Here is a 22,724-nt window from a genome sequence, read left to right as displayed (position 1 = left end):
TGCCCAGGCCCTTGCGCCGTCTGGCCCTGTCTGCCCTTGCCGGCGCTCTGCTGGCCTCCCTGCAGCCGGCAGGGGGCATGGCCGCTCAGCAGGCCGCCCAGGCGGTATCTGAGGACTCCAGGCCGCAACGGGAGCTGGTGCTCGATCGGCGCCGGCGCCATGTGCGGGTGATGGCCGGTGGTCGGGAAGTGCGCCGCTTTCCCGTGGCGGTGGGCCGCCCCGGCTGGGAGACGCCGGTGGGCCGCTTTGAGGTGATCGAGCTGGTGAAGGATCCGATCTGGGAGCATCCCGCCACAGGCCAGCGGGTGCCGCCTGGACCTGCCAATCCCCTGGGCAGCCGTTGGATCGGCTTTCACCGCGACTGCCTGGGCCGCAGCGGCTTCAATGGCCGCGAGTACCTGGTGGTGGAGGGCTGCGTGAGCTCCGGCTTCCACGGCACCCCCAACCGCGACAGTGTCGGCCAGGCCGTCTCCCACGGCTGTGTGCGGCTGCTCGATGAGCATGCCAGGGAGCTCTACGAGCTGGTCAGCCTGGGCACCCCCGTCACCGTGCTGCCCTGACGGGACCCCCCCTAAAGTTGCGCCCTCCCTGGGCCGATCTGCATGCGGGTTCTGTTTGCAGCTGCTGAATGCGCCCCGCTGGTCAAGGTGGGGGGCATGGGGGATGTGGTGGGTTCGCTGCCGCCGGCCCTGGCCGCCCTCGGCCACGACGTGCGGATCATCCTCCCGGGCTATGGCCGCCTGTGGTCGCGCCTGCAGATTGCCGCTGAACCGGTGTGGCGCGGTCACACCATGGGCAACGACTTCGCGGTGTTCGAGGCGCACCATCCCAGCAACGGTCTGCCGCTCTATCTGGTGGGCCACCCGGTGTTCGATGCCGAGCGCATCTACGGCGGCGACGATGAGGACTGGCGCTTCACCTTTTTCGCCAGTGCCACAGCCGAATTCTGCTGGCACCACTGGAAGCCCCAGGTGCTGCACTGCCACGACTGGCACACCGGCATGCTGCCGGTGTGGATGCATCAGGACCCGGAAGTCAGCACGGTGTTCACCATCCACAACCTCCGCTATCAGGGCCCCTGGCGCTGGAAGCTGGACGGCATGACCTGGTGCCCCTGGTACATGCAGGGGGACCACACGATGGCGGCGGCGCTGCTCTATGCCGACCGCGTCAATGCGGTGTCCCCCACCTACGCCAAGGAGATCCGCACGCCGCAGTACGGCGAGGCCTTGGACGGCCTGCTCAATTTCATCAGCGGCAAGCTGCGCGGCATCCTCAACGGCATCGACACCGAGGACTGGAACCCCGCCACCGATCCCACCCTGCCGGCCCGCTTCAGTGCCGCCGACCTGACCCCCCGGGCCGAGAACAAACAGGCCCTGCAGAAACACTTCGGCCTGACGCCGAGTCCGCGCTCCTACCTGATGGGAGTGGTGAGCCGGCTGGTGGACCAGAAGGGGGTGGATCTGCTGCTGCAGGTGGCTGATCGGGTGCTCGCCTACACCGACAGCCAGATCGTGGTGCTGGGCACGGGGGATCGCAACATCGAATCGGGCCTGTGGCAGATGGCGGCCCGCCATCCCGGCCGCTTCTCGGTGTTCCTCACCTACGACGACGCCCTGGCGCGGTTGATCTATGCCGGCACTGATGCCTTCCTGATGCCCAGCCGCTTTGAACCCTGCGGCATCAGCCAGATGCTGGCGATGCGCTACGGCTCGGTGCCCGTGGTGAGGATGGTGGGGGGTCTGGTGGACACCGTGCCCCCCAACGACCCCCTGGCCGGCACGGGCACGGGCTATGGCTTCGACCGCTTCGAGCCGATCGACTTCTACACCGCGATCGTGCGCTCCTGGGAGGCCTACCGGCACCAGGACAGCTGGCAGCAGCTGCAGCGCCGCGGCATGGGCATGGACCTCAGCTGGGCCAGCTCAGCCCTCGCCTACGAGGCCATGTACCGGGACGTGTGTGGCATCAAGGAGCCCACGCCCGAGGCCGCCGAGGTGGAGCGCTTCTCCCAGGGTCAGGATGCCGACCCCAGCCGCAAGGGGCTGGCGGCCCTGCTGCGCCGCCGCTGAGTGAGATCCGCATCTGCTGGGGGCAGTGCCTGTGGCCGGGTCCAGTCCTGAGGGCGACGGCCCCGGCCGCGTTGATGCCGCGTCGGCCCTGCCGGCTCCCTATCTCGACCCGTGGCGGTTGCTGCGCCGCGATCTGCGGGCTGTGGCGGCCAGCACGCGCCTGCGGTTGCAGGAGCTGGCGAGGCTCAATCGGGAGGGTCAGCTGCCGCGCCCGGGCTTCTGGCCCGCCTCCTGGGCGGCCTGGTTCTGGCCCCTGGTGCTGGCGGCGGCCCTGGGCAGCCTGCTGGCCCTGGCTGCTCTCCTGATGCCGGCGCTGCCCTGGTCGCGACCCGCCGCGATCGCCCCGGCCGAGCCCACCGTCGTGGTGGAGGGCCTGGACACTGCTGGGGATGGGGCTGCGTCCCCGGACGGTTCCCCGCAGCCCGAGCCGCTGCCCCCATCCCTCCCCTCCTCTACGTCGCCAGCGCCTTCCGTGCCGCCTCCGGGCGGCCTCAGCCAGTCCCCTGAGCCTGAAGCGCCCGAAAGCGCCCCCCTTGCCGTGGAGGATCCTCTGCTGGAGGCCTTTCAGGCGGCGATCCCGGGGCGGGAGGATCTCGTGCTCAAACTGGAGCCGGCCGTGGCCGCCCGTCTGCCCCTGCTGCAGCTTCTGCTCGGGCCGGCTTGGCCGGAGCTGGCGGCCGCAGAGCAGCAGCAGCTGGCCGATCGCTGGCTGCTGCTGAGCCGGCAGCTGGACTACGACGCCCTGGAGCTGCGGGATCCGGAGGGCCGGCTGCTGGCCCGATCGGCCCGGGTGGGTTCAGGCATGATCCTGCTTTCTGCGCCCTGAGCTGCACCATGGCCCTGCGCCTCGCCGAGCTGGATGCGATCTGGGCTGAACCTCCGGGTGGGGCAGGGGCTGGCCATCCGGGCAGCCGGCTGGATTCCGAAACGGTCCTCAGTGCCGTGAGCACTGACAGCCGCCGGCTCGAGCCCGGTGGCCTGTTCCTGGCCCTGGTGGGCGAGCGCCACGATGGCCATGCCTTCGTTCAGCAGGCCATCGAGGCCGGCAGCCGGGCTGTCGTGGTGCAACGCGACCGCCTCACTTCTGAAGCCCTCGCTGCCCTGGAGCAGGCCGCCGCCGAGCGCAGCTGCCAGCTCTGGGTGGTGCCCGACAGCCTGGCGGCCTACCAGCAGCTGGCGCGGCACTGGCGCCGGCAGCTGAAGGCCCCGGTGGTGGCCGTGACCGGCTCCGCCGGCAAGACCGGCACCCGCGAGCTGATCCGGGCGGCGCTCGCCCGCCTGGGTCCGGTGCTGGCCGCCAGCGGCAACAACAACAACGACATCGGCGTTCCGCTCACCCTGCTGCAGGCCACCTCCGAGCACCGGGCGGTGGTGGTGGAGATGGGCATGCGCGGGCTGGGGGAGATCGATCGGCTCAGCCGCTGCGCCGAGCCCGATGTGGCGGTGATCACCAACATCGGCACGGCCCACATCGGCCGGTTGGGAAGCCGCGAAGCGATCGGCCAGGCCAAGTGTGAGATCGCCTCTGGCCTGCGCCCGGGCGGCCTGATGGTGATTCCGGCCGGTGACCCTCTGCTGGATGCGGCCCTGGCCAGCAGCTGGGCGGGGCGGGTGGTGCGCGTCGCCCTGGCCGGAGAGGGTTTCGAGGCCAAGGCCGACTGGGTGGGCGAGCTGGATGAAGCGGAGGGCCTGCTGTGGCTCGATGGCCATCGGCTGAGGCTGCCCCTCGAGGGCCGCCACCATGCCCGCAACCTGATGCTGGCCCTGGCCGTGGCCCGCGAGCAGGGGGTGGGCCCTGATCGCCTAGGCCACCTGGAGGTGGACCTGCCTGGTGGCCGCAGCCGGCGCCTGGAACGGGGCGGCGTGGTGCTTCTCGATGAGACCTACAACGCCTCGCCCGAGGCCGTGCTGGCCTCCCTGGAGCTGCTCGCCCGCCACAGCAGCGGTCGCCGCTTCGCGGTGCTGGGCACCATGCTGGAGCTCGGCGAGCAGAGCCTCAGCCTGCACCGCCAGGTGGCCCAGCGGGCGTTGGACCTGGGGTTGGAGGGTCTGCTGATTGTGGATGGCGGCCAGGAGGGGGCTGCGATGGAGGCGGCGGCCCATGGCCTGGGCCGGCTGGCCAGGGTGAGCAGCCCGGAGGCGGCGGCCGCCGAATTGCGCGGCTGGCTGGCTCCTGGCGACACCGTGCTGTTCAAGGCCAGCCGCGGGGTGGCCCTGGAGCGGGCGTTCCCCCTGCTGCTGGAGCCGGAGAGCAGCTGAGCCTTCGCCGCCTGAGCCTTCGTGTTCAGCCCTGGGGGCCAGCCCAGTTCTCCTTCACCAGCTGGCGGGCGCGACCCAGCGCCAGGGCGCCGGAGGGCACGTTGCGGGTGAGGGTGGAGCCGGCGCCCACGGTCACGTTCTCGCCCAGCTGGATCGGCGCCACCAGCACCGAGTTGGCGCCGGTCTTGCTGCCCGCGCCGATCACGGTGCGGTGCTTGCGCACGCCGTCGTAGTTGGCGGTGATCGTGCCGGCCCCCACATTCACCCCGGCACCCAGGTCGGCGTCGCCGATGTAGCTGAGGTGGTTCACCTTCACGTGGCTGGCCAGGCTGCTGTTCTTGACCTCCACGAAGTTGCCCAGGTGGCAGCGCTCCCCGAGGTTCGAGCCCGGCCGCACCTGGGCGTAGGGGCCGATCGAGCAGCCGGCCCCCACCACCGCGTCGCGCACCACGCTGTAGAGCACCTCCACCCCAGCCCCGAGGCGGGCGTTCTCCAGCAGGCAGCCTGGGCCGATCCGGCAGCCCGAGCCAACTTCGGTGTGGCCGCGGAAATGGCACTGGGGCTCCACCACCACATCCCGCCCGAAGCGGCTGCCCTCGCTGAGGGTGCAGCTGGAAGGATCCACGAAGCTCACCCCCTCCGCCATCCAGTGGCGCCGCAGCCGCTCCTGCAGCACCGCCTCGCACTGGGCCAGCTGGATCCGGTCGTTGATGCCGTTGATCTCGGCCGCGTCGGCCACCTCCAGGTGCGTGGCCGACTCCAGCATCGCCACGGTGTCGGTGAGGTAGAGCTCGCCCTGGTCGTTGTCGCTGCTGAGCCTGGGCAGCACCGCCGCCAGCTGGGCCCAGTTGAAGCAGTAGATGCCGGCGTTGATCAGGGGATTGAGGCGCTGCTCGGGGCTGCAGTCGCGATGCTCGACGATGGCGCTCACCCGCCCGGAGGCATCGGCCATCACCCGGCCGTAGCCACTGGGGTCGTCCAGCCGGGCCGTGAGCAGGGTCACGCCGGCGCCCCTGCTGCGGTGCTGCTCCAGCAGCGCCTCCAGAGTCTCCGGCCGCAGCAGGGGCACATCCCCGTTCAGCACCAGCAGGTCGCCGCTGAACCCCTGCAGGGGCTCCAGCAGTTGCTGCACCGCATGGCCGGTGCCGTTCTGGGGCTGCTGCAACACGAACTCGAGGCCTTCCAGCGCCGCCAGCGAGGCCTCCACCCGTTCGGCCTGGTGACCCACGATCAACAGCTGCCTGTCGGGGGCCAGGTGCCGGCAGCTGCCCAGCACCCGCTCCACCAGCGTGGCCCCGGCCAGCGGCTGCAGCACCTTGGGCAGCTCGCTCTTCATCCGTGTGCCCTTCCCAGCGGCCAGCACGGCAACGGCGAGCATGGGCATAAGCAACGGCTGGCGGGAATCTACGTGGGCCCAACCACGCCGTTGCGGCGGGGATGGTCCAGGACCCAGCGGCGGCGCCAGGCCCCCGTGCTGCTGCGGCCGGCCTGGGCCTGCATCTGCAGCCTGCTGGCCTGGATCTCCGTGGCGCCGGCCCGAGCGGAGGGGTCGCGGTAGGGCTCACCTGCCCTGGTGAGCAGGTGCTCCTCCTCCATGGCGCTGAGGGGGCGAAGCAGGGTGCTCGGGGCCAGGGGCCGGGGGCTTGCCGCCGTGCCCCCACTCCAGCGGGGCCGCAGGCCTGGAGTCCCTGCGGGGGCCTGGAGTGCAGCGAGCTCAAGGCCGGCGTCCCGCAGACTGCCCCTCACGGCTGCCGCTGAGCAGTAGGTGAGCAGCCTGCCGCCTGGGGCCAGCAGGCGGGCCAGCCTTCCCAGGAAGTCCTGGCTCCAGAGCTGGGGGCAGTGCCGGGGAGAGAAGGGGTCGAGCAGCACCAGATCACAGCGGCCCCGCAGCCAGGGCTCCAGGCCCGCCAGCTGCTGGCGGGCATCGCCCCAGAGGATCCGCCCGGACCAGCCGGCCTCACCCCGCAACACCTGGCCCAGCTGCTGGAGGGTGGAGGGCCGCCACTGGGCACAGAAGCCTGGATCGGCCAGGGCCAGCTGCAGCGGCCGCAGGTCCTGCTCCAGTCCCCACCAGCGCAGCGTCAGGCCCCGCTCCGCCGCGGCTTCCAGCAGAACGGCGCTGTTGTAGCCCAGCCCCACCCCCACATCGAGCACCCGCAGCTCGGCGCCGGCCGCGTAGCGCTGCAGCTCGGCCGGCCCCAGGTAGGTGTGGTCCGCCTCCCAGCGGGCACCCGCCGGGCTGTGGAAGCCCTCACCGAACGCACCGCTGTGCAGGCTGAAGCTGCCGTCGGCCCCGGCCGCTGGCCTAAGCGCTGAGGCGTTGCAGGTCATCCCAGAAGCCGGGGTAGGACACGGCCGCCGCCTCGGGCCGGTGCAGCAGGCTGTCGCCGCTGGCGAGTCGGCTGGCCACCGCCAGGCTCATGGCCACCCGGTGGTCGGTCTCGCTGTCGAGCTCGGCCCCGTGCAGCGGCACACCGCCCGTGATCGCCAGGCCGTCGTCAAAGGCCTCGATGCGGGCCCCCATCACCCCCAGCTGACGGGTCATCACGGCCAGCCGGTCGGTCTCCTTCACCCGCAGCTCGGCGGCATCGCGGATGCGGCTGATGCCCTCGGCGCAGCAGGCGGCCACCGCCAGCACCGGAATTTCATCCACCAGCCGCGGCACCAGGTCGCCGCCGATGTCAAAGGCCTGCAGTGGACCATGGCTCACCCGCAGATCCCCCACCGGTTCCCCGGCCACAGTGCGCCGCTGCAGCACCTCCAGCCGGGCCCCCATCTGCTCCAGCACGTCCAGGATGCCGGTGCGGCTGGGGTTGAGGCCCACGTTCTCCACCGTGAGCTCGGCACCGGGGATCACGGCAGCGGCCACCAGCCAGAAGGCCGCCGAGCTGATGTCGCCTGGCACCACCACGTGCTGCCCCGTCAGGCTGGCTCCCGGCCGCACGGTGACGCAGGTGCGCGCCTCCCCGCCCACCTCCAGATCGGCCCCGAAGGCCCGCAGCATGCGCTCGCTGTGGTCGCGGCTCTGGGCCGGTTCGATCACCGTGGTGTCGCCCCTGGCCGTGAGCGCCGCCAGCAGGATGGCGCTCTTCACCTGGGCCGAGGCCACCGGGGTGTGCAGGGTGCTGCCCTGGAGCGGGCGGCCCAGCACGGCCAGGGGCGCGAAGTTGCCGCCGCTGCGGCCGTGGATCGAGGCCCCCATCGCGGTCAGGGGGTCGCCCACGCGCCGCATTGGCCTGCCCCGCAGGGAGCCATCGCCGTTGAGCACGAAGTGGCGCCCCTGCCGGCCGGCCAGCAGGCCCAGCATCAGCCGCATGGTGGTGCCGGAGTTGCCGCACTCGAGCACCTCGCCCGGCTCCTGCAGCCCATCGAGCCCCACCCCCTGCACCCGCACCAGCTGGCCCGCGGCGATCGGTGACACCTCCACACCCATGGCCCGCAGGCACGCCGCCGTGCTGAGCGGGTCTTCGGCCGGCAGCAGGCCCTCGATGCGGGTCTCACCGCCGGCGATGGCGCCGAACAGCAGGGCCCGGTGCGAGATCGACTTGTCCCCCGGCACCCGCACGCTGCCGCGCAGGCGGCCTCCGGCCGGCAGGGGGAGCGGCGTACTTCTGGAGAGCTGGACCAAGGCGGCGGCTTCGCGTTGTGGCGATCCTATGGAGCGCGCCTGCTCAGCCCAGCAGCAGACCGGCCTCGCCGTCGCGGCAGGCCTCGGCACTGCGCAGATCGAACAGCAGCTCCTCCAGGCTCAGCTCCAGCAGCGCCCGGGTCACGGCCCGCTGCAGCCGGGCCTCCAGGGCCCGGGTCACCTGGTCGGCGGCGGAGCCACCGCTCTCGGCAGGGGCGCTGGAGGGTCCCTGCACGGCGGCGATCACCTCCTGCACGCCGATCTGATGGGGTGGTCGGGCCAGGCGGTAGCCCCCCAGGCGGCCGCGCCGCGCCTGCAGCAGGCCGGCCCGGCGCAGCCTCAGCAGCAGCTGCTCCAGCATCGGCTCGGCCAGCTGCTGGGCCTCGGCCAGCTCCCTGGTGGAGCGCCAGCGCTCCGGGGCCTCAGCCAGTTCCAGCAGGGCCCGCAGGGCATCGGTGCTGCCCTTGCTCAGCATCAGCCGCCCAGGCCGGCCTGGCTGAGTCGCTCCAGCACGTGTTCGAGGGTGTAGCCGAACAGGGCGGGGTCCGCCTGCTGGCTGCCCACATCCCCCAGCCCCAGCTCCTGCCAGCGGCCGTCGAGGCGGGCCTCCAGCTCGGCGGGGCGCTGCAGGGGCTCGCCCCAGGGGTGGCGCTTCTCCGGGCCCACCTTGGTGGTGGCATCGATGGCCAGGCGGCCGCCCAGGCCCAGCCGCTCGCTGGCGAAGTCGAGGCTGTCGAAGGGCGTGTCGCCCAGCACGAACAGATCCCGCTGGGGATCCACCAGGGCGCTGATGGCCCAGATCACCTGGCGGGGATCGCGGATGTTGATCGCCTTGTCCACCACCACCACGAACTTCGTGTAGGTGAACTGGGGCAGGGCCGTCCAGAAGGCCATCGCCGCCCGCTTCGCCTGGCCGGGGAAGGCCTTGTCGATGGCGATCACAGCCAGCTTGTAGCTGAGGCCCTCCATCGGCAGGAAGAAATCCACGATCTCCGGGATCTGCTGCCGCAGGATCGGCGTGTAGATGCGGTTCAGGGCGATGGCCAGAATGGCGTCCTCCTTGGGGGGACGGCCGCTGAAGGTGGTGAAGTAGATCGGCTGGCGGCGCTGGGTGACGCACTGGAAGCGCACCAGCGGCGAGGGCTCCTCGCCGCCGTAGAAGCCCATGTGATCCCCGAAGGGGCCATCGGCCAACGCCTCGCCGGGGGTGATCGTGCCCTCCAGCACCACTTCGCTGTGGCTGGGCACTTCGAGGTTCACCGTCTTGCATTTGGCCAGCCGCACGCCTTCGCCGGCGTAGATGCCCGCGAACAGCCACTCGCTGAGCTGCACCGGGATCGGTGTGGCCGCCGCCATCACCAACAGGGGGTGCACGCCGATGGCGATGGCGATCTCCAGCTTCCTGCCCAGGGCCGCCGCCTTGCGCAGGTGGCGGGCACCGCCGCGCACGCTCAGCCAGTGCACGGTCATGGTGTTGATCGACTGCTGCTGCAGCCGGTAGACGCCCACGTTGGGGGTGCCGGTCTCGGGGTCCTTGGTGATCACCAGGCCCAGGGTGATGATCCGGCCGGCATCGCCCGGCCAGGGGCGCAGCATCGGGATGGCATCGAGGTTCACGTCCTCGCCCCGGAACACCTGCTGCTGGCAGGGGGGCAGCAGGTCGAGGTCGGGGCGGGCCTTCACCACGTCCCAGAGCACCCCGCCGAAGCGGGTGGCCTCGCGCAGGCCCTTGGGCGGCCTGGGTTGCTGCAGCAGGGCCAGGCGCTCGCCCAGGGCCTCCAGCTCTTCGGGCCGCTCCATGCCCATGCTCCACAGCACCCGCTCCTGGGTGCCGAGCAGGTTGATGGCCACCGGCATCGAGGAGCCCAGCACGTTCTCGAACAGCAGGGCAGGCCCGCCGCAGCTCAGCACCCGATCGGAGATCGCCGCCAGCTCCAGGTCCGGGTCCACCGGGGCCTGGATGCGCCGCAGCTGCTGGCGGCTCTCCAGCAGCTCCAGGAAACCGCGCAGATCCCGGCGGTTGCGGCGACGGGTGACGGGGGCAGCCTCGGTGGCGGTCATCGCGGAGAGGGAATTCGGTGACATCGAGCCGCGGCACGCCAGGACGCGCCGCCTGATGCACTGTGCCGCAGCCACTCCCGCCGCTGCGGCCTGAGCCTCGTGGGGCACGCTCCCTACGCTGAGGCCGCCAGCGTTGCCGCCTTCGTGCAGATCTCCTACTACCCCACATCCGAGTGCGTGCCACCCGTGGTCGCCGCGGCCGAGGGCGGGCCCGAGGCCGCCGTGGTGATCGATGTGCTGCGGGCCACCACCACCATCGCCTGGTCGCTGCAGAACGGCGCCGAGGCGATCGAGGCCTTCGCCGATCTGGAGGCCCTGGACCGGGCCGCCGCCGCCTGGCCCCCAGCGCAGAGCCTGCGGGCCGGGGAGCGGGGCGGCCAGCGGGTGGCGGGCTACGACCTGGGCAACTCACCCCTGGCGGTGACCGCTGAGCGGGTGGGGGGCAAGCGCATCTTCATGAGCACCACGAACGGCACCCGCTCGCTGCAGGCGGTGCGCGCGGTGCCCCTGCTGGTCACCGCCTGCCTGCCCAACCGCACTGCCGTGGTGCGACGGCTGCTGGAAGCGGGCGTGGAGCGGGTGTGGATCGTGGGCAGCGGCTGGGAGGGCGACTACTCCCTGGAGGACAGCCTGGCGGCGGGGGCCGTGGCCTCAGCCGCCATCGAGCTGGCGGTGGCTCCCCACCGGGGAGTGGACCTGGGCAATGACGAGATGCTGGCCGCCCTGGCCCTCTGGCAGCAGTGGCACAGCGACCCTGAAACCTGCCTGCGGGCCGCCAGCCATGGCAAGCGACTGATCGCCCTGGGCGACCACGACGCCGATTTCGCCTGCTGCAGCGCCGTGGACACCCTGACGATCGTGCCCACCCAGAGCGAGCCTGGGGTGCTCAGAGCCGGCTGAGGGGGAGGCCCTTACAGTGCGGCGATTCTTTTTCGGCATCAGGTGAGCAGTTATCTGGCGGCAGCGGTGCAGCTCACCAGCACTCCGGTCCCGGACGACAACTTCGCCGCCGCCGAGGAACAGATCGAGCTGGCCGCCCGGCGTGGGGCCGAGCTGGTGGGTCTGCCCGAGAACTTCGCCTTCATGGGAGACGACGAGCTGCGTCTGGAGCTGGCCCCCAGCCTGGGGCAGCGCTGCAGCAGCTTTCTGGTGACCATGGCGCGCCGCTACCAGGTGACCCTGCTGGGTGGGGGCTTCCCCGTGCCGGCCGGGGACGGCCAGACCCTGAACCGGGCGGAACTGGTGGGCACCGAGGGCCAGCTGCTGGCCCGCTACGACAAGATCCACCTGTTCGACGTGGACCTCCCGGACGGCAACACCTACCGCGAGTCGGCCACGGTGCGTCCCGGCACCGAGCTGCCCCCGGTTGTGGCGGTGCCGGGGCTGGGTCGCATCGGCATCTCCATCTGTTACGACGTGCGCTTTCCTGAGCTCTACCGCCACCTGGCCGGGGCCGGCGCCGATCTGCTGATGGTGCCCGCCGCCTTCACGGCCTTCACCGGCAAGGATCACTGGCAGGTGCTGCTGCAGGCCAGGGCGATCGAAAACACCGCCTACGTGCTGGCCCCGGCCCAGACGGGCCACCACTACGGCCGCCGCCAGAGCCATGGCCATGCCCTGGTGATCGACCCCTGGGGCACGGTGCTGGCCGATGCCGGCGATGCGCCCGGTCTGGCGGTGGCCCCGGTTGACCCACGCCACGGCGAGCGGGTCAGGGCTCAGATGCCGAGCCTGCAGCACCGTCGTCCGGCCCTGTTCTGAGTGGCGGCCCCCATGCCACTGAGGCGCTCCGGCAGCGCCAGGTCCCCGCGACGCCTCGGCCTGCTGCGGCTGCTGCTGGCCGTGGCCCTGGTGCTCGCCGACCTGCCGGCCCTAGCCTCGAGCCTGGCCGCCTGGCGGATCACCCGTCAGGGTGCCCTGGAGCTGCGCACCAGCCCCAATGTGCGGCTGCAGGCCTTCTTTGAAGACGGCACACGGCTGCGCGGCCCGCGGGTGTGGGTGGATCTGCCGGGGGCTCCTTCCCGCTCCCGCTCGATCCGCGGCAGCGGCGATGTGCGCGAGGTGCGGATCGGCAAGCCCACGCCCACCACCACCCGGATCGTGGTGGAGTTCAGACCGGGCACCCAGCTCGACCCTGCGGACCTGCGCCTGGTGGGCACCGCCTCGGACCGCTGGAAACTGGAGTTCAAGGGTCTGAGCCGGCCGGTGCTGCTGGGCCTGGGCGAGGGGGATGTGGACCGCCGCACCCCGATCGCCTCGAGGCCCGGCCCCGCCTTCCCGACGGCCAGCACACCTCTCTCCGCCGACGGCCTGCCCGTGGTGCCCCGCGGCCGTTTCCGGGTGGTGATCGACCCCGGCCACGGAGGCCCGGACCCCGGCGCTGTCGGGATCCGCGGCCTGCGCGAAACCGACATCGTGCTCGACGTGTCGCTGCAGGTGGCCCGCCTGCTGCAGGCCCGCGGCGTGAACGTGGTGATGACCCGCACCTCGGAAGTGGATGTGGACCTGCCGCCGCGGGTGGCGCTGGCCAACCGCGTGGGTGCCGATGCGTTCGTGAGCATCCACGCCAACGCCCTGAGCATGGCCCGCCCGGATGTGAACGGCGTTGAGACCTTCTATTTCTCCGGAGGTCGGTCGCTGCGCCTGGCGCGGTTGCTGCAGGCCCAGATGATGGCTGTGTCACCGGGTTCGCCGGATCGGGGCGTCAAGGCCGGCCGCTTCTTCGTGATCCGCCGCACCGTGATGCCGGCCTCCCTGGTGGAGATGGGTTTTGTCACCGGGGCCTTCGACGCGCCGCGCCTGGCCGATCCCTCCCATCGCCGCCGCCTCGCCATGGCGCTGGCCACGGGCATCCTGCAGTTCCTGGGGGGGCGCTGATGGAGCTGCTCGTGGGCCTGTTCGACAGTGGCGTCGGCGGGCTCACGGTGCTGCGCCGGGTCACGGAACGGCATCCCCACTCCCGCTGTCTCTACCTGGGGGACACGGCCCGGGTGCCCTATGGCAGCCGCAGCCCGGAGGAGATCCGGCAGATCGCCGCCGAGGTGGTGCGGTGGCTGCGGGCCGAGGAGGTGGGGGTGCTGGTGATGGCCTGCAACACCTGCAACGCCCTGGCGCTGGACGTGGCCGTTTCCGAGGCCGCCGTGCCGGTGCTCGGGCTGATTGACAGCGTGGCCACTGTGATCAAAAGTGATCGGGTGGGCGTGCTGGCCACCCCCGCCACCGCCGCCAGCGGTGCCTACCGCCGGGCCATCCATGCCAGCCGCCCCATGGCCGTGGTCACCGAGGTGGGCTGCCCGGAGTTCGTGGGCCTGATCGAGGCTGGCCACCGCGATTCCGATGTCCTGCGTCGGGTGGCTCAGGCCTACCTGGCACCGCTGCTGGCCGCCGAGGTGGACATGGTGGTGCTGGGCTGCAGCCACTACCCCCTGCTGCGGCCCCTGCTCACCGAACTGCTGCCGGCGGGGGTGGAACTGGTGGATCCGGCCCTGGCGGTGGTGGAGCGGCTCGGCCCCCTGCTCGGCAGCCTCGGCGAATCGCCGGAGGTGGAGCGCCGCAGCGAGCTGGTGCTGCCGCTGCAGCAGCGTTCCCGCCTCTGCGTGACCGGCTGTCCAGACACCTTCGCCGCCGGCGCTGAGGACTGGCTGGGTCATCGCCCCGCCGTGGAGCGGGTGGACCTGCGGACGGCAGCACGTGCCTTCTAGGATCTCGGCACGGCGGAGGTGATGTGGCAACGGTTGCAGAGCTGCTCCAGCCGGTGGAGGCCGATCTCGACACCCTGCTCTCGGATCTGCGCAGCCTCATCGGCGCGGGGCATCCCATTCTTCAAGCGGCGGCCGAGCACCTGTTCGCCGCAGGCGGCAAGCGATTGAGGCCGGGCATCGTGCTGCTGCTCTCGCGGGCGGTGGCTCCGGATGGGGAGCTCACGCCGCGCCACCGGAGGCTGGCTGAGATCACCGAAATGATCCACACCGCCTCCCTCGTCCACGACGACGTGGTGGACGAGGCGGCCACCCGCCGCGGCGTGGACACCGTGCACAGCCGCTTCAACTACCGCGTGGCCGTGCTGGCCGGAGACTTCCTCTTCGCCCAGGCCAGCTGGCACCTCGCCAACCTCGACGACCTCGACGTGGTGAAGCTGCTCAGCCGCGTGATCATGGATCTGGCCGATGGCGAGGTGAAGCAGGGCCTGTTCCGCTACGACACCACCCAGAGCTTCGAGAGCTACCTCGAGAAGAGCTACTGCAAAACGGCCTCGTTGATCGCCAACAGCGCCCGGGCCGCCGGCGTGCTCTCGGCCCTTCCCCCCAGCCACCTGGACGATCTCTACCGGTTCGGCCGCCAGCTCGGCCTGGCCTTCCAGGTGGTGGATGACATCCTCGACTTCACCGGCAGCGACCAGCAGCTGGGCAAGCCCGCCGCCAGCGATCTCGCCTCCGGCTACCTCACGGCACCGGTGCTCTACGCCCTGCAGGAGCGGCCTGCCCTGGCGGGGTTGATCGAGCGCGAGTTCTCCGAGGACGACGATCTCGACCAGGCCCTGGACCTGGTGCGGGGCTGCGAGGCCATCCCCCGCTCCCGGGCCCTGGCGGAGCAGTTTGCGCGGGAGGCGGCCGAGTCGATCGACTGGCTGGCCCCATCCGAGCCGCGCAGTGCCCTGCGAGGTCTGCCGGATTTTGTGCTCAGCCGGCTCTACTGATCACCTGCGCACTGATCCCCCAGCAGAGCTACTCGAGCAGCACGTCCTCGAGTGAGCGCAGGCACTGCACTGCCGCTGGATAGTGCTCCCTGAGGGCTCCATCGGGCAGCAGCACATACACCTGGCAGCCGGCCCCCAGGGCCGCCTGGCTGCCGGCAAGGGAGTCCTCGAAGGCCCAGCAGTCGCAACTCGGCACCCCGAGACGTTGCGCTGCCATCAGGAACGGATCAGGCGCCGGTTTGCCGGCGCTGAGCTCGGGGTCATCGCCATAGACGCAGGTCTTCATGCCGCCCAGCCAGTCGTGGGGGGCGCACTTGAGCGCCACGGAGGCTTCGGCGCTGCTGGTCACCAGCGCCATCGGGATCGCCCGCTCGCGGCAGCGCTGCAACAGCTGCGGGGCTCCCTGGATCGGAGGGGCCTGCACCAGCAGGGCCTCCGCGATCGGCTGGCGCACGGCCAGCAGTTCGGCCACAGCGGGCTTGGCAGCTGGGCTGGCGTTGGGGCTGGCGCTGATCCAGGCGCACACCTGCTCGGCGCAGTCCAGGCGGCGCCGTCCCCGCAGGCTGCTCAGCTCCTCGGGGCTCAGGGGTCGGCCGAAGCGGCTGGCGGCCTCCTGCCAGGCCCTGGCATGGAGCGGTTCGGTGTCGAGCAGGAGCCCGTCGAGATCGAACAGGCAGGCCGCGGGACGGTTCATGGCGCCATTCTCTCAGGGGGGTTGCCCTCACGGCGCTGGCGCCGGCCGGCTGAACGACACTGCAAACCGCCCCGGCTGGCCACAGGCCTCGGGGTGGAGCCAGCTCCAGCGGGTCCAGATCAGTAGAGAGAGCTGGGTGTTCTTGGGACCCTCGGCCCAGTCGCTGCCGAGGTAGTGCCCCCAGACCACGGGTGGGCCGCTGCCCTGGGAAGACTGGGCCGGGCCCCTGGCCAGCTCGCTCCTGTGCAGGATGACCCGGCCGTTGTAGGTGAACACGGGCTGCAGACCTTTCACCGCCCCGCGATCCACCCGGAACCACACCCTCTTGCTGGTGCGGAGGTACCAGAACCCCCAGGCGTGCCCGCTCACGGCATGGTTGCCGTAGGTGGAATACACAATGCCGCGGGCCTGGTAAGGGTGGGCACTGGCCGCTTCAGTGGATCCTGCTGGTGGCAGTGGCTGTTCCTCTGGGTCGGGGCGTCGCAGCTCAGAATGCATCCTGACTGCTGCCATGGCGATGTCTGAGGTCACGATCGAATCGGTGCTCCACGAGGAGCGGGTCTTTGCGCCGCCGGCAGAGCTGGCCGCCAGCGCTGGGATCGGTTCCATGCAGGCCTACCGCGATCTCGTGGCCGAGGTGGAGGCGGATCCGGATGGCTTCTGGGGCCGGCAGGCCCGCGAGCACCTGCACTGGTTCGAGCCGTTCCACACGGTGCTCGACTGGAGCGATCCGCCCTTTGCCCGCTGGTTCGAGGGTGGCCGCACCAACCTCAGCTACAACTGCCTCGACCGCCACCTGGCGGGGCCCCGGGCCGACAAGACGGCCCTGATCTGGGAGGGAGAGCCCGGCGATACCCGCCGCTTCAGCTACCGCGAGCTGCATGGGGCGGTGTGCCGGGCGGCCAATGCCCTCAAGGCCCTCGGCATCGGCAAGGGCGATCTGGTGGCCCTGTACATGCCGATGGTGCCGGAGGCGGCCATCGCCATGCTGGCCTGCGCTCGCATCGGGGCACCCCATTCGGTGGTGTTCGGGGGGTTCTCGGCCGAGGCCCTGCGCGACCGGCTGATCGACGGCGACGTGAAGCTGGTGATCACCGCCGACGGCGGCTTCCGCAAGGACAAGCCCGTGGCCCTCAAGCCGGCGGTGGATGCGGCCCTGGCGGGCGGTGCCGCCCCCAGCGTTGAGCATGTGCTGGTGGTGCGGCGCACGGGCGAGAACTGCGCCATGGAGCCGGGGCGGGATGAATGGTGGCAGGAGCTGGTGGATCCCCAGGCCGACAGCTGCCCGGCCGAGCCGATGGCCAGCGAAGACCGGCTGTTCGTGCTCTACACCTCCGGCTCCACCGGCAAGCCCAAGGGGGTGGTACACACCACCGCCGGCTACAACCTCTGGGCCCATCTCACCTTCCAGTGGATCTTCGACCTGCGCGAGGACGACATCCACTGGTGCACCGCCGATGTGGGCTGGATCACGGGCCACAGCTACATCGTCTACGGGCCCCTCTCCAACGGCGCCACCACGGTGATGTACGAGGGGGCACCGCGTCCTTCCAAGCCGGGTGCCTTCTGGGAGGTGATCGAGAAGCACCGGGTGACCCTCTTTTACACGGCCCCCACGGCGATCCGGGCCTTCATGAAGAGCGGACGCGAGGTGCCCGATCAGCACGACATGAGCAGCCTCAGGATCCTCGGCACGGTGGGCGAGCCGATCAACCCCGAGGCCTGGATGTGGTATCGGGAGGTGATCGGCGGCAACCGCTGCCCGGTGGTGGACACCTGGTGGCAGACCGAGACCGGTGGGGTGATGGTGAGCCCGCTGCCGGGGGCCACCCCCACCAAGCCCGGCTCCTGCACCCTGCCCCTGCCGGGCATCGTGGCCGATGTGGTGGACCATGAGGGGGTGTCTCAGCCCGCCGATGCCGGCGGCTACCTGGCGGTGCGGCGCCCCTGGCCGGGGATGATGCGCACGGTCCACGGCGACCCGGAGCGCTTCCGCAGGAGCTACTGGGAGGAGATCCGCCCGGCCGACGGCTCCTGGCTCTACTTCGCTGGCGACGGTGCCCGCCGCGATGCCGACGGCTACTTCTGGGTGATGGGCCGCGTCGATGACGTGATCAATGTGAGCGGTCACCGCCTGGGCACGATGGAGATCGAATCGGCCCTGGTGAGCCATCCGGCCGTGGCGGAAGCCGCCGTGGTGGGCCGGCCCGATGACCTCAAGGGCGAGGGGGTGGTGGCCTTCGTGACCCTCGAAAGCGGGCGCGCCGGCGACCAGGCCCTGGTGGCTGAGCTGCGCGCCCACGTGGGCCAGGAAATCGGCCCGATCGCCCGCCCCGATGACATCCGCTTCAGCGATGCCCTTCCCAAGACCCGCAGCGGCAAGATCATGCGGCGCATCCTGCGCTCCCTGGCGGCGGGCCAGGAGGTGAGTGGCGACACCTCCACCCTGGAGGACCGCTCCGTGCTCGATCAGCTGCGGGTGTGAGGCTCCGGGCCGATAGGCCCTCAGCTTCGCGCCAGGCGGGTGGCCACGGCGTCACTCCAGCTGCTGATCTGCCCCACCAGCCGCTCCATGCCCCGCTGGCGGGCCGGATCATCGGCCCAGGCCCCGAGCACCTGCTTGCGCAGGCCACCGCTGGCCGGCGTCAGGTGGTCGCCGGGCAGCTCCAGCAGAGTGGAGTCGTCGCCGGCACGGGCCTGCAACACCCCCAGCAGGCGGCTGCTCTGGTCGATGCCGTCGCGGCTGAAGCGCACCAGCAGGTTGTGGGGCTGCAGATAGGTGGCGCTGATCTGGCTCAGCGTCTGCTCCGGCGAGGGGCTGAACTCACTGCGGAAGCGCAGCTGCTGGCCGAGTTCCGCCAGCAGCGGCACGGAGCGCTCGGCTGAGAAGTTGTTGAAGCTCAGGGCCACCAGAGCGGCGTTGCGGCGGCCGCCATCCGGCGCCAGCAGGTGCAGCTTGCAGCCGAGGCTGTGGCCCAGGCGCAGCACCGGCAGCCGGGCCGCCGCCGCCGATTCCAGCAGGGCGCCGTCGCCGGCCCGGCTGAGCCGAAACAGGCGCCAGGCCTGATTGGCCTGGGCCTGGTGGTCGAAGCCCGGCACGTAGCTCCAGGCATGCACCCGCCAGCCCTGGGCGGCCAGGGCCTCCAGCAGGCGGCGATAGCTGAGCTGGGGGCTGGCGGCCAGATAGCTGCCCCCGATGAACTCGATCAGACCGCGGGGCCTGCCCGCCGGCTCCAGGCACCAGAGCTTGTCCCGTTGTTGCCAGGGCGCCATGGCGCTCGCTCCGTGTCGGTGGTGGGCTCTCTAGGTCGGCTGCAGCGCCTGCAGGGCCTGCAGGGCCTCGCGGCGATGGGCTGGGCCATCGAGCAGGTTGTTGAACTGGTGGCGCACCACCCCCGCCCCATCGATCACATAGGTGACCCGGCCGGGCAGCAGGCCCAGCACGCTCGGTACCCCGTAGGCCTTGCGCAGGGCATTGCCCTGATCCACCAGCAGCGGGTAGGGGAGGTTGTGGCGCTGGGCGAAGCGGCTGTGGCTGGCGGCGTCATCGCCACTCACGCCCCACACCTCGGCGCCGAGGGCCTGCAGGTCGGCGAAGCTGTCGCGGAAGGCACAGGCCTCCATGGTGCAGCCAGGGGTGTCGTCCTTGGGGTAGAAGAACAGCACCAGGGCCCGGCCCCCCAGCTGGTCGCTGCGCCGCTCGCAGCCGCTCTGGTCGGGGAGGGCGATCAGGGGGGCCCGATCGCCGACGGCAACACCCATGGTCAGCAGTCGTGGTGCCCAGACCCTAAGCAGCGGCAGGGGCTCATCGCTTGCCGGGGCTGGGAGGATGGAGGGGCGCGACCGCCAGCCCTGTGAGTGGACCTCCTCCGGAACAGGACAGCCTGTGGCAGCAGCAGGACCTGCTGGGGAGTCTGCTGGCTGCTCCCGCTTGCGCAGAGCCTGAGCCCACACCAGCTCGGGGCCCTGAGGCCGAGCTGCAGCTGCTGCCGAGCGCCGAACCCGAACCCGAACCGCAACTGGACCGAGGGCCTTCAGGGGAACAGCGGGCTGTGCCCGAGTTTCTGCTGATCCTTGACACCGAAACCAGCGGGCTGGATCCCCGCGAGCACGTCTGCCTCGAGGTGGGGGCCATTCTGTTTCACGTGAGCGGCCGGGCTGTGCTCAACCAGGTGTCTTTCCTGCTGCCGGCCCACAGCAATCCGGCCGAGGCGATCAATGGCATCGCCCCGGCCATCACCCGGCTGCCCCAGCCCTGGCGGCAGGGCCTGGCCTGCTTCGAAGCGATGGCGGCCCACGCCGATGCGGCCCTGGCCCACAACGCCCGCTTCGATCGGCAGTGGTTTGGCCGTCAGGAGCTGCCGGAGCTGGCGCTGCCCTGGATCTGCTCCATGGACGATATCCGCTGGCCGGCCGAGCGTCAGCTGCGGCCCAGCCCCTCGGTGCGCGATCTGGCCCTCGCCTATGGGGTGCCGGTGTGGGCCGCCCACCGGGCGCTCACCGACTGCATCTACCTGGCGGAGGTGTTCGCCCGCTGCGACGATCTGGAGCCCCTGCTCGAGGCAGCCCTGGAACCGAGGCAGCTGTTCCGGGCCCAGCTGCCCTATGCGGAACGTCATCAGGCCAAGCAGGCCGGATTCCGCTGGAACAACCCCGTGGCCGGCGCCTGGACGCGGCGCCTGAGTGCCCGGGAGGCCATGGCCCTGCCCTTTGCCGTGGAGCCCGTGGCGGAGGGCAGCGCCGCGGCCTGATGGCCAGCCTGTTGCCCGGCCTCCTGATGGGCCGCCTGCACCGTTTTGCTTCCAGTGGTTGAAGCGCAGCGGTGGGTTCCGGCCTCAGCCGCAGCGCGCTCTGCATCCTGGGGCTATCAGGGTTGTTCAACCGATGGTCATGCCCTATCGACCCTGCCGCCGGGCCGGCAGGCCTTCGCCGCGGCTGCGGCTCAACCGCTGGCAGGTGAGCCGCTCCTGGGCCCGGCTGATCCGGGAAGCCGAAGGGCTCTGGCGCGTGGATGTGCGGGCGCTGCATCGCCTGGCCGCCCAGGAACTGGGCCAGCTGCACGAGGAGGTGCCCGGCCTGCTGCGCGGCCGGGTGAACCGCTGGCTGGTGGGTTTCAGGGTGCGCACCCGCCTGGTGCCCAGCCCAGCAAAAAGCCGGCTGGGGAAGCCGGCGGAGGAAGACATCACAGCTGAGCGGGCTCAGGCTGGGCCCTCAAGGGGCCGGTTGAATCGGAGCGGCGGGATTTGAACCCACGACCCCCACTACCCCAAAGTGGTGCGCTACCAAGCTGCGCTACGCCCCGGCAGAACAGAAGCTATCACAGCGCTTTGCGCCTTCTCAGCCGCCTCAGCAGCCGGGCCGCGAGCTGCTGGCGCGACAGCCCCGCGTAGCCGGGAAGGCGGAGTTGCCGAGCCAGCAGCCTCAGCTCCGCCAGGGACATGCCGGCCAGCCGCAGTTCCGGCAGCCGCCTCCAGGCTGCGGAGGCCGGAGCCAGCAGCTGCCCGCTGCGCTGGTCGCGGAAGCCGCTCAGCACGCTGCCGGCCATCCACTCGGGCACCAGCACGAACAGCACCGCCAGCAGGCCGTAGAGCTCCACCAGCCCCCGCGGCAGGGGGTGCAGCTGGCGCTCGCCTCTCTCCTGCTCGGTCTGCTGGGGGTCGGGGGCAGGGGTCACAGCAGCCGGCCGCGGTCGCCGGTCGGCCAGGCCGGGCTCTCGGCGGCTGGGGCGTCTCGCCACTGCATCGGCAGCTCGAGGCGGGGATTGAGCTTCACGGTCCAGAGCACCAGGGCAAAGCACACCCCGATGGTGCTGACCACGGCCACGATCACGACACGGTCCGGCAGGGGGGTCATGGGCTCAGGGGCAGAGGTGGGCTCAGACCCGCTCGGTGCGGGTGCAGTCAATGCGGCTGGGCAGCTGCTCGAGGGTGAGGATGTCGCCCCGCAGGATCAGGGTGCGGCTGCGGTTGCGGTAGCGCAGGCCCGGCAGCTGGGACGACTCCCTGAAGAAGGTGGCCCGGGTGCCGCCGCTGATCAGCGAGGCCTGGGAGTCGTTGCGTTCCACCAGCACCCGGCCCTTGTTCGGGCAGATGAAACTCTCGGTGCTGTCGTAGTTCTCCCACCAGGGGGAGAACTGGCTCAACAGCAGCATCGACGACAGCAGCAGGCTGGACATCAGGGCGGGATCAGTCGAGGCGGATGGGCGCGTTGTCGCCCCGCAGCACGCAGTGGCTGATCGACCAGTCGTAGGCCTGCCAGACCCTGGGGTCAAGCCTGTAGTCGGCGTCCACGAACGCCCCCAGCGGCACGCCGGTGGGCTGGGCCGAGCAGTAGGGCCTGCTGCCGGGTTTGGCCAGGTACTGCTGGTGGTAGGTCTCGGCGGGCCAGAAGGGAACGTCCTGACGCAGTTCGGTGGTGATCGTGCCCAGGCCGGCGGCGCTGAGCAGAGCCTGGTAGCTCTCACGGCTGGCCTCGGCCAGCTGCAGCTGCGCGGCGCTGGTCACGAAGAGGGCCGAGCGGTACTGGGAGCCGCGGTCGTTGCCCTGGCGATCGCCCTGGGTGGGGTCGTGGCATTCCCAGAAGAGCTTGAGCAGGTCGGCAAAGCCGATGGCGCTGGACTCCCACACCACCCGCACCACTTCGCTGTGGCCGCTGCGGCCCGAGCACACCTGCTGGTAGCTGGGGTCTGTGAGGGAGCCACCGGCATAGCCCACGGCGGTGGTGACCACCCCGGGCAGGCGCCAGAACCCCTTCTCCGCTCCCCAGAAGCAGCCGCAGCCGAAGAACACCTCCTGCTGACCGTCGGCCGCGGGGGCGTCAATGGGGGTGCCCAGAACGGCATGCAGCCGCTCCTGCTGGACCCCCGGCTGCTGGCTGCTGGTGGAGGAGTCGGGCTTCTGGAAGAGGCCGAACAACGGCTTCAGGCAACTGGTTTCAGCCTAGTCAGGGTGAGGGGGCGGCCGGCCTCGGCTCCAGGGCGATGTGGTTGAGCAGGGTGGTGGTGAAGGCGAACAGCAGGAACGGCAGCGACAGCACCAGGATCAGGCCCACTCCCACCAGGGCCACGATCGGTTTGCTGGCCCCCATCAGGGCCAGGCCCGCCGCCAGGCTGGCGAAGATCACCGCCATCCAGATCAGGATCTGGCCGTAGATGTCCCCGAAGGTGAGGGTGCAACGCAGGGCGTAGGCCTGGGTGTCGAGCCGGGGTTGCAGGCTGCTGGCGGACGACATGGCGGGGTGGGGGCGAGGGGCAGAAGGTCCCACCCCACTCAAGCCAGCTCCGGGGGACCTGGCCGTGGTGCTCAACAACTG

At 71.1% G+C, this 22,724-nt stretch carries 26 protein-coding genes and 1 tRNA gene; 12 read left to right on the top strand and 15 right to left on the bottom strand.

The window, feature by feature from the left end; translation table 11 throughout:
• Positions 1–11 precede the first annotated feature (11 nt).
• From CyaNS01_RS07295 to murF, 4 genes are read left to right on the top strand one after another with little or no spacing between them, the layout of a single operon-like run.
• Complete coding sequence (locus CyaNS01_RS07295) at positions 12–560, top strand: L,D-transpeptidase (RefSeq protein WP_225875548.1); 549 nt, start codon at positions 12–14, stop codon at positions 558–560.
• Between the two features lie 42 nt (positions 561–602).
• Positions 603–2,075 carry a glycogen synthase GlgA gene (gene glgA / locus CyaNS01_RS07290; protein ID WP_186696516.1) on the top strand — a complete coding sequence of 491 codons (1,473 nt, stop codon included), beginning with the start codon at positions 603–605 and terminating at the stop codon, positions 2,073–2,075.
• 31 nt (positions 2,076–2,106) lie between these two features.
• Positions 2,107–2,901 (top strand): hypothetical protein, encoded by a 795-nt coding sequence (locus CyaNS01_RS07285; protein ID WP_186696515.1) that lies wholly within the window; start codon positions 2,107–2,109, stop codon positions 2,899–2,901.
• A gap of 8 nt (positions 2,902–2,909) precedes the next feature.
• On the top strand, positions 2,910–4,334 hold the full coding sequence (murF, locus tag CyaNS01_RS07280; RefSeq protein WP_186696514.1) for a UDP-N-acetylmuramoyl-tripeptide--D-alanyl-D-alanine ligase: 1,425 nt from the start codon (positions 2,910–2,912) through the stop codon (positions 4,332–4,334).
• 25 nt (positions 4,335–4,359) lie between these two features.
• On the opposite strand, the gene glmU is transcribed toward murF, so the two are convergent.
• Genes glmU through CyaNS01_RS07255 form a run of 5 tightly spaced genes read right to left on the bottom strand, consistent with a single transcriptional unit; the run spans position 4,360 to position 10,023 of the window.
• Entirely contained in the window at positions 4,360–5,712 is a 1,353-nt protein-coding gene (gene glmU, locus CyaNS01_RS07275) for a bifunctional UDP-N-acetylglucosamine diphosphorylase/glucosamine-1-phosphate N-acetyltransferase GlmU (RefSeq protein ID WP_186696513.1), read from the bottom strand.
• Positions 5,713–5,738: 26 nt separating this feature from the next.
• Positions 5,739–6,665, bottom strand: a complete 927-nt coding sequence (locus CyaNS01_RS07270; RefSeq protein WP_186696512.1) for an MnmC family methyltransferase — start codon at positions 6,663–6,665, stop codon at positions 5,739–5,741.
• A complete protein-coding gene (aroA, locus tag CyaNS01_RS07265) occupies positions 6,640–7,962 on the bottom strand; it encodes a 3-phosphoshikimate 1-carboxyvinyltransferase (RefSeq protein ID WP_186696511.1) in 1,323 nt (440 codons plus the stop codon). The genes CyaNS01_RS07270 and aroA overlap by 26 nt, the downstream gene beginning before the upstream one ends.
• Before the next feature lie 43 nt (positions 7,963–8,005).
• Positions 8,006–8,437: an Rrf2 family transcriptional regulator gene (locus CyaNS01_RS07260; RefSeq protein WP_186696510.1), complete on the bottom strand. Its 432-nt coding sequence runs from the start codon at positions 8,435–8,437 to the stop codon at positions 8,006–8,008.
• The gene (locus CyaNS01_RS07255) at positions 8,437–10,023 is read right to left on the bottom strand and encodes a UbiD family decarboxylase (RefSeq protein WP_186696509.1); all 1,587 of its coding nucleotides are present in this window, start codon (positions 10,021–10,023) and stop codon (positions 8,437–8,439) included. The genes CyaNS01_RS07260 and CyaNS01_RS07255 overlap by 1 nt, the downstream gene beginning before the upstream one ends.
• A gap of 144 nt (positions 10,024–10,167) precedes the next feature.
• Between CyaNS01_RS07255 and CyaNS01_RS07250 the strand changes: the two genes are divergently transcribed.
• The 5 genes from CyaNS01_RS07250 to sds are packed head-to-tail and all read left to right on the top strand — an operon-like array spanning position 10,168 to position 14,719.
• A complete protein-coding gene (locus CyaNS01_RS07250; protein WP_186700445.1) occupies positions 10,168–10,923 on the top strand; it encodes a 2-phosphosulfolactate phosphatase family protein in 756 nt (251 codons plus the stop codon).
• 42 nt (positions 10,924–10,965) lie between these two features.
• Complete coding sequence (locus CyaNS01_RS07245; RefSeq protein ID WP_186696508.1) at positions 10,966–11,784, top strand: carbon-nitrogen hydrolase family protein; 819 nt, start codon at positions 10,966–10,968, stop codon at positions 11,782–11,784.
• Positions 11,785–11,796: 12 nt separating this feature from the next.
• Positions 11,797–12,900 (top strand): N-acetylmuramoyl-L-alanine amidase, encoded by a 1,104-nt coding sequence (locus CyaNS01_RS07240; RefSeq protein ID WP_186696507.1) that lies wholly within the window; start codon positions 11,797–11,799, stop codon positions 12,898–12,900.
• Positions 12,900–13,724, top strand: a complete 825-nt coding sequence (gene murI, locus CyaNS01_RS07235) for a glutamate racemase (RefSeq protein ID WP_186696506.1) — start codon at positions 12,900–12,902, stop codon at positions 13,722–13,724. The genes CyaNS01_RS07240 and murI overlap by 1 nt, the downstream gene beginning before the upstream one ends.
• Positions 13,725–13,747: 23 nt before the next feature.
• Positions 13,748–14,719 carry a solanesyl diphosphate synthase gene (sds, locus tag CyaNS01_RS07230; RefSeq protein ID WP_186696505.1) on the top strand — a complete coding sequence of 324 codons (972 nt, stop codon included), beginning with the start codon at positions 13,748–13,750 and terminating at the stop codon, positions 14,717–14,719.
• 28 nt (positions 14,720–14,747) lie between these two features.
• Here sds and CyaNS01_RS07225 read toward each other — a convergent pair whose 3' ends face one another.
• Together CyaNS01_RS07225 and CyaNS01_RS07220 are read right to left on the bottom strand one after the other, a co-directional pair.
• Positions 14,748–15,413, bottom strand: coding sequence for an HAD family phosphatase (locus tag CyaNS01_RS07225; protein WP_186696504.1), 666 nt, complete (start codon positions 15,411–15,413; stop codon positions 14,748–14,750).
• A gap of 27 nt (positions 15,414–15,440) precedes the next feature.
• A complete protein-coding gene (locus tag CyaNS01_RS07220) occupies positions 15,441–15,911 on the bottom strand; it encodes a hypothetical protein (protein ID WP_186696503.1) in 471 nt (156 codons plus the stop codon).
• A 19-nt stretch (positions 15,912–15,930) separates the two neighbouring features.
• Here CyaNS01_RS07220 and acs point away from each other — a divergent pair, with 19 nt between their 5' ends.
• Positions 15,931–17,898, top strand: a complete 1,968-nt coding sequence (gene acs / locus CyaNS01_RS07215) for an acetate--CoA ligase (RefSeq protein WP_186696502.1) — start codon at positions 15,931–15,933, stop codon at positions 17,896–17,898.
• Positions 17,899–17,918: 20 nt separating this feature from the next.
• Here acs and CyaNS01_RS07210 read toward each other — a convergent pair whose 3' ends face one another.
• Both CyaNS01_RS07210 and CyaNS01_RS07205 read right to left on the bottom strand, forming a co-directional pair.
• Entirely contained in the window at positions 17,919–18,686 is a 768-nt protein-coding gene (locus tag CyaNS01_RS07210) for a DUF1350 family protein (protein WP_186699970.1), read from the bottom strand.
• A 30-nt stretch (positions 18,687–18,716) separates the two neighbouring features.
• Positions 18,717–19,175 carry a peroxiredoxin gene (locus tag CyaNS01_RS07205; RefSeq protein WP_186699969.1) on the bottom strand — a complete coding sequence of 153 codons (459 nt, stop codon included), beginning with the start codon at positions 19,173–19,175 and terminating at the stop codon, positions 18,717–18,719.
• A 92-nt stretch (positions 19,176–19,267) separates the two neighbouring features.
• Here CyaNS01_RS07205 and CyaNS01_RS07200 point away from each other — a divergent pair, with 92 nt between their 5' ends.
• Positions 19,268–20,164 carry an exonuclease domain-containing protein gene (locus tag CyaNS01_RS07200; RefSeq protein WP_225875882.1) on the top strand — a complete coding sequence of 299 codons (897 nt, stop codon included), beginning with the start codon at positions 19,268–19,270 and terminating at the stop codon, positions 20,162–20,164.
• Between the two features lie 133 nt (positions 20,165–20,297).
• Complete coding sequence (locus tag CyaNS01_RS07195) at positions 20,298–20,660, top strand: hypothetical protein (RefSeq protein ID WP_370561734.1); 363 nt, start codon at positions 20,298–20,300, stop codon at positions 20,658–20,660.
• Here CyaNS01_RS07195 and CyaNS01_RS07190 read toward each other — a convergent pair.
• The 6 genes from CyaNS01_RS07190 to CyaNS01_RS07165 all read right to left on the bottom strand — a co-directional run bounded on the left by CyaNS01_RS07190 (position 20,642) and on the right by CyaNS01_RS07165 (position 22,643).
• Positions 20,642–20,715: transfer RNA gene (locus CyaNS01_RS07190), tRNA-Pro, on the bottom strand. The genes CyaNS01_RS07195 and CyaNS01_RS07190 overlap by 19 nt on opposite strands.
• Positions 20,716–20,730: 15 nt before the next feature.
• A complete protein-coding gene (locus CyaNS01_RS07185) occupies positions 20,731–21,087 on the bottom strand; it encodes a Rho termination factor N-terminal domain-containing protein (protein WP_186699967.1) in 357 nt (118 codons plus the stop codon).
• On the bottom strand, positions 21,084–21,266 hold the full coding sequence (locus CyaNS01_RS07180) for a hypothetical protein (protein ID WP_186699965.1): 183 nt from the start codon (positions 21,264–21,266) through the stop codon (positions 21,084–21,086). The genes CyaNS01_RS07185 and CyaNS01_RS07180 overlap by 4 nt, the downstream gene beginning before the upstream one ends.
• A gap of 22 nt (positions 21,267–21,288) precedes the next feature.
• Positions 21,289–21,588, bottom strand: a complete 300-nt coding sequence (locus CyaNS01_RS07175; RefSeq protein WP_186699963.1) for a hypothetical protein — start codon at positions 21,586–21,588, stop codon at positions 21,289–21,291.
• A 10-nt stretch (positions 21,589–21,598) separates the two neighbouring features.
• On the bottom strand, positions 21,599–22,327 hold the full coding sequence (gene msrA / locus CyaNS01_RS07170; protein WP_186699961.1) for a peptide-methionine (S)-S-oxide reductase MsrA: 729 nt from the start codon (positions 22,325–22,327) through the stop codon (positions 21,599–21,601).
• 28 nt (positions 22,328–22,355) lie between these two features.
• Complete coding sequence (locus CyaNS01_RS07165; RefSeq protein ID WP_186699959.1) at positions 22,356–22,643, bottom strand: hypothetical protein; 288 nt, start codon at positions 22,641–22,643, stop codon at positions 22,356–22,358.
• Positions 22,644–22,724: the final 81 nt, after the last annotated feature.

Origin of the sequence: Cyanobium sp. NS01, from assembly GCF_014280235.1 — a bacterium.
Taxonomy (GTDB): Bacteria; Cyanobacteriota; Cyanobacteriia; order PCC-6307; family Cyanobiaceae; genus NIES-981.
This window is presented reverse-complemented; position numbering and strand designations above follow the sequence as displayed.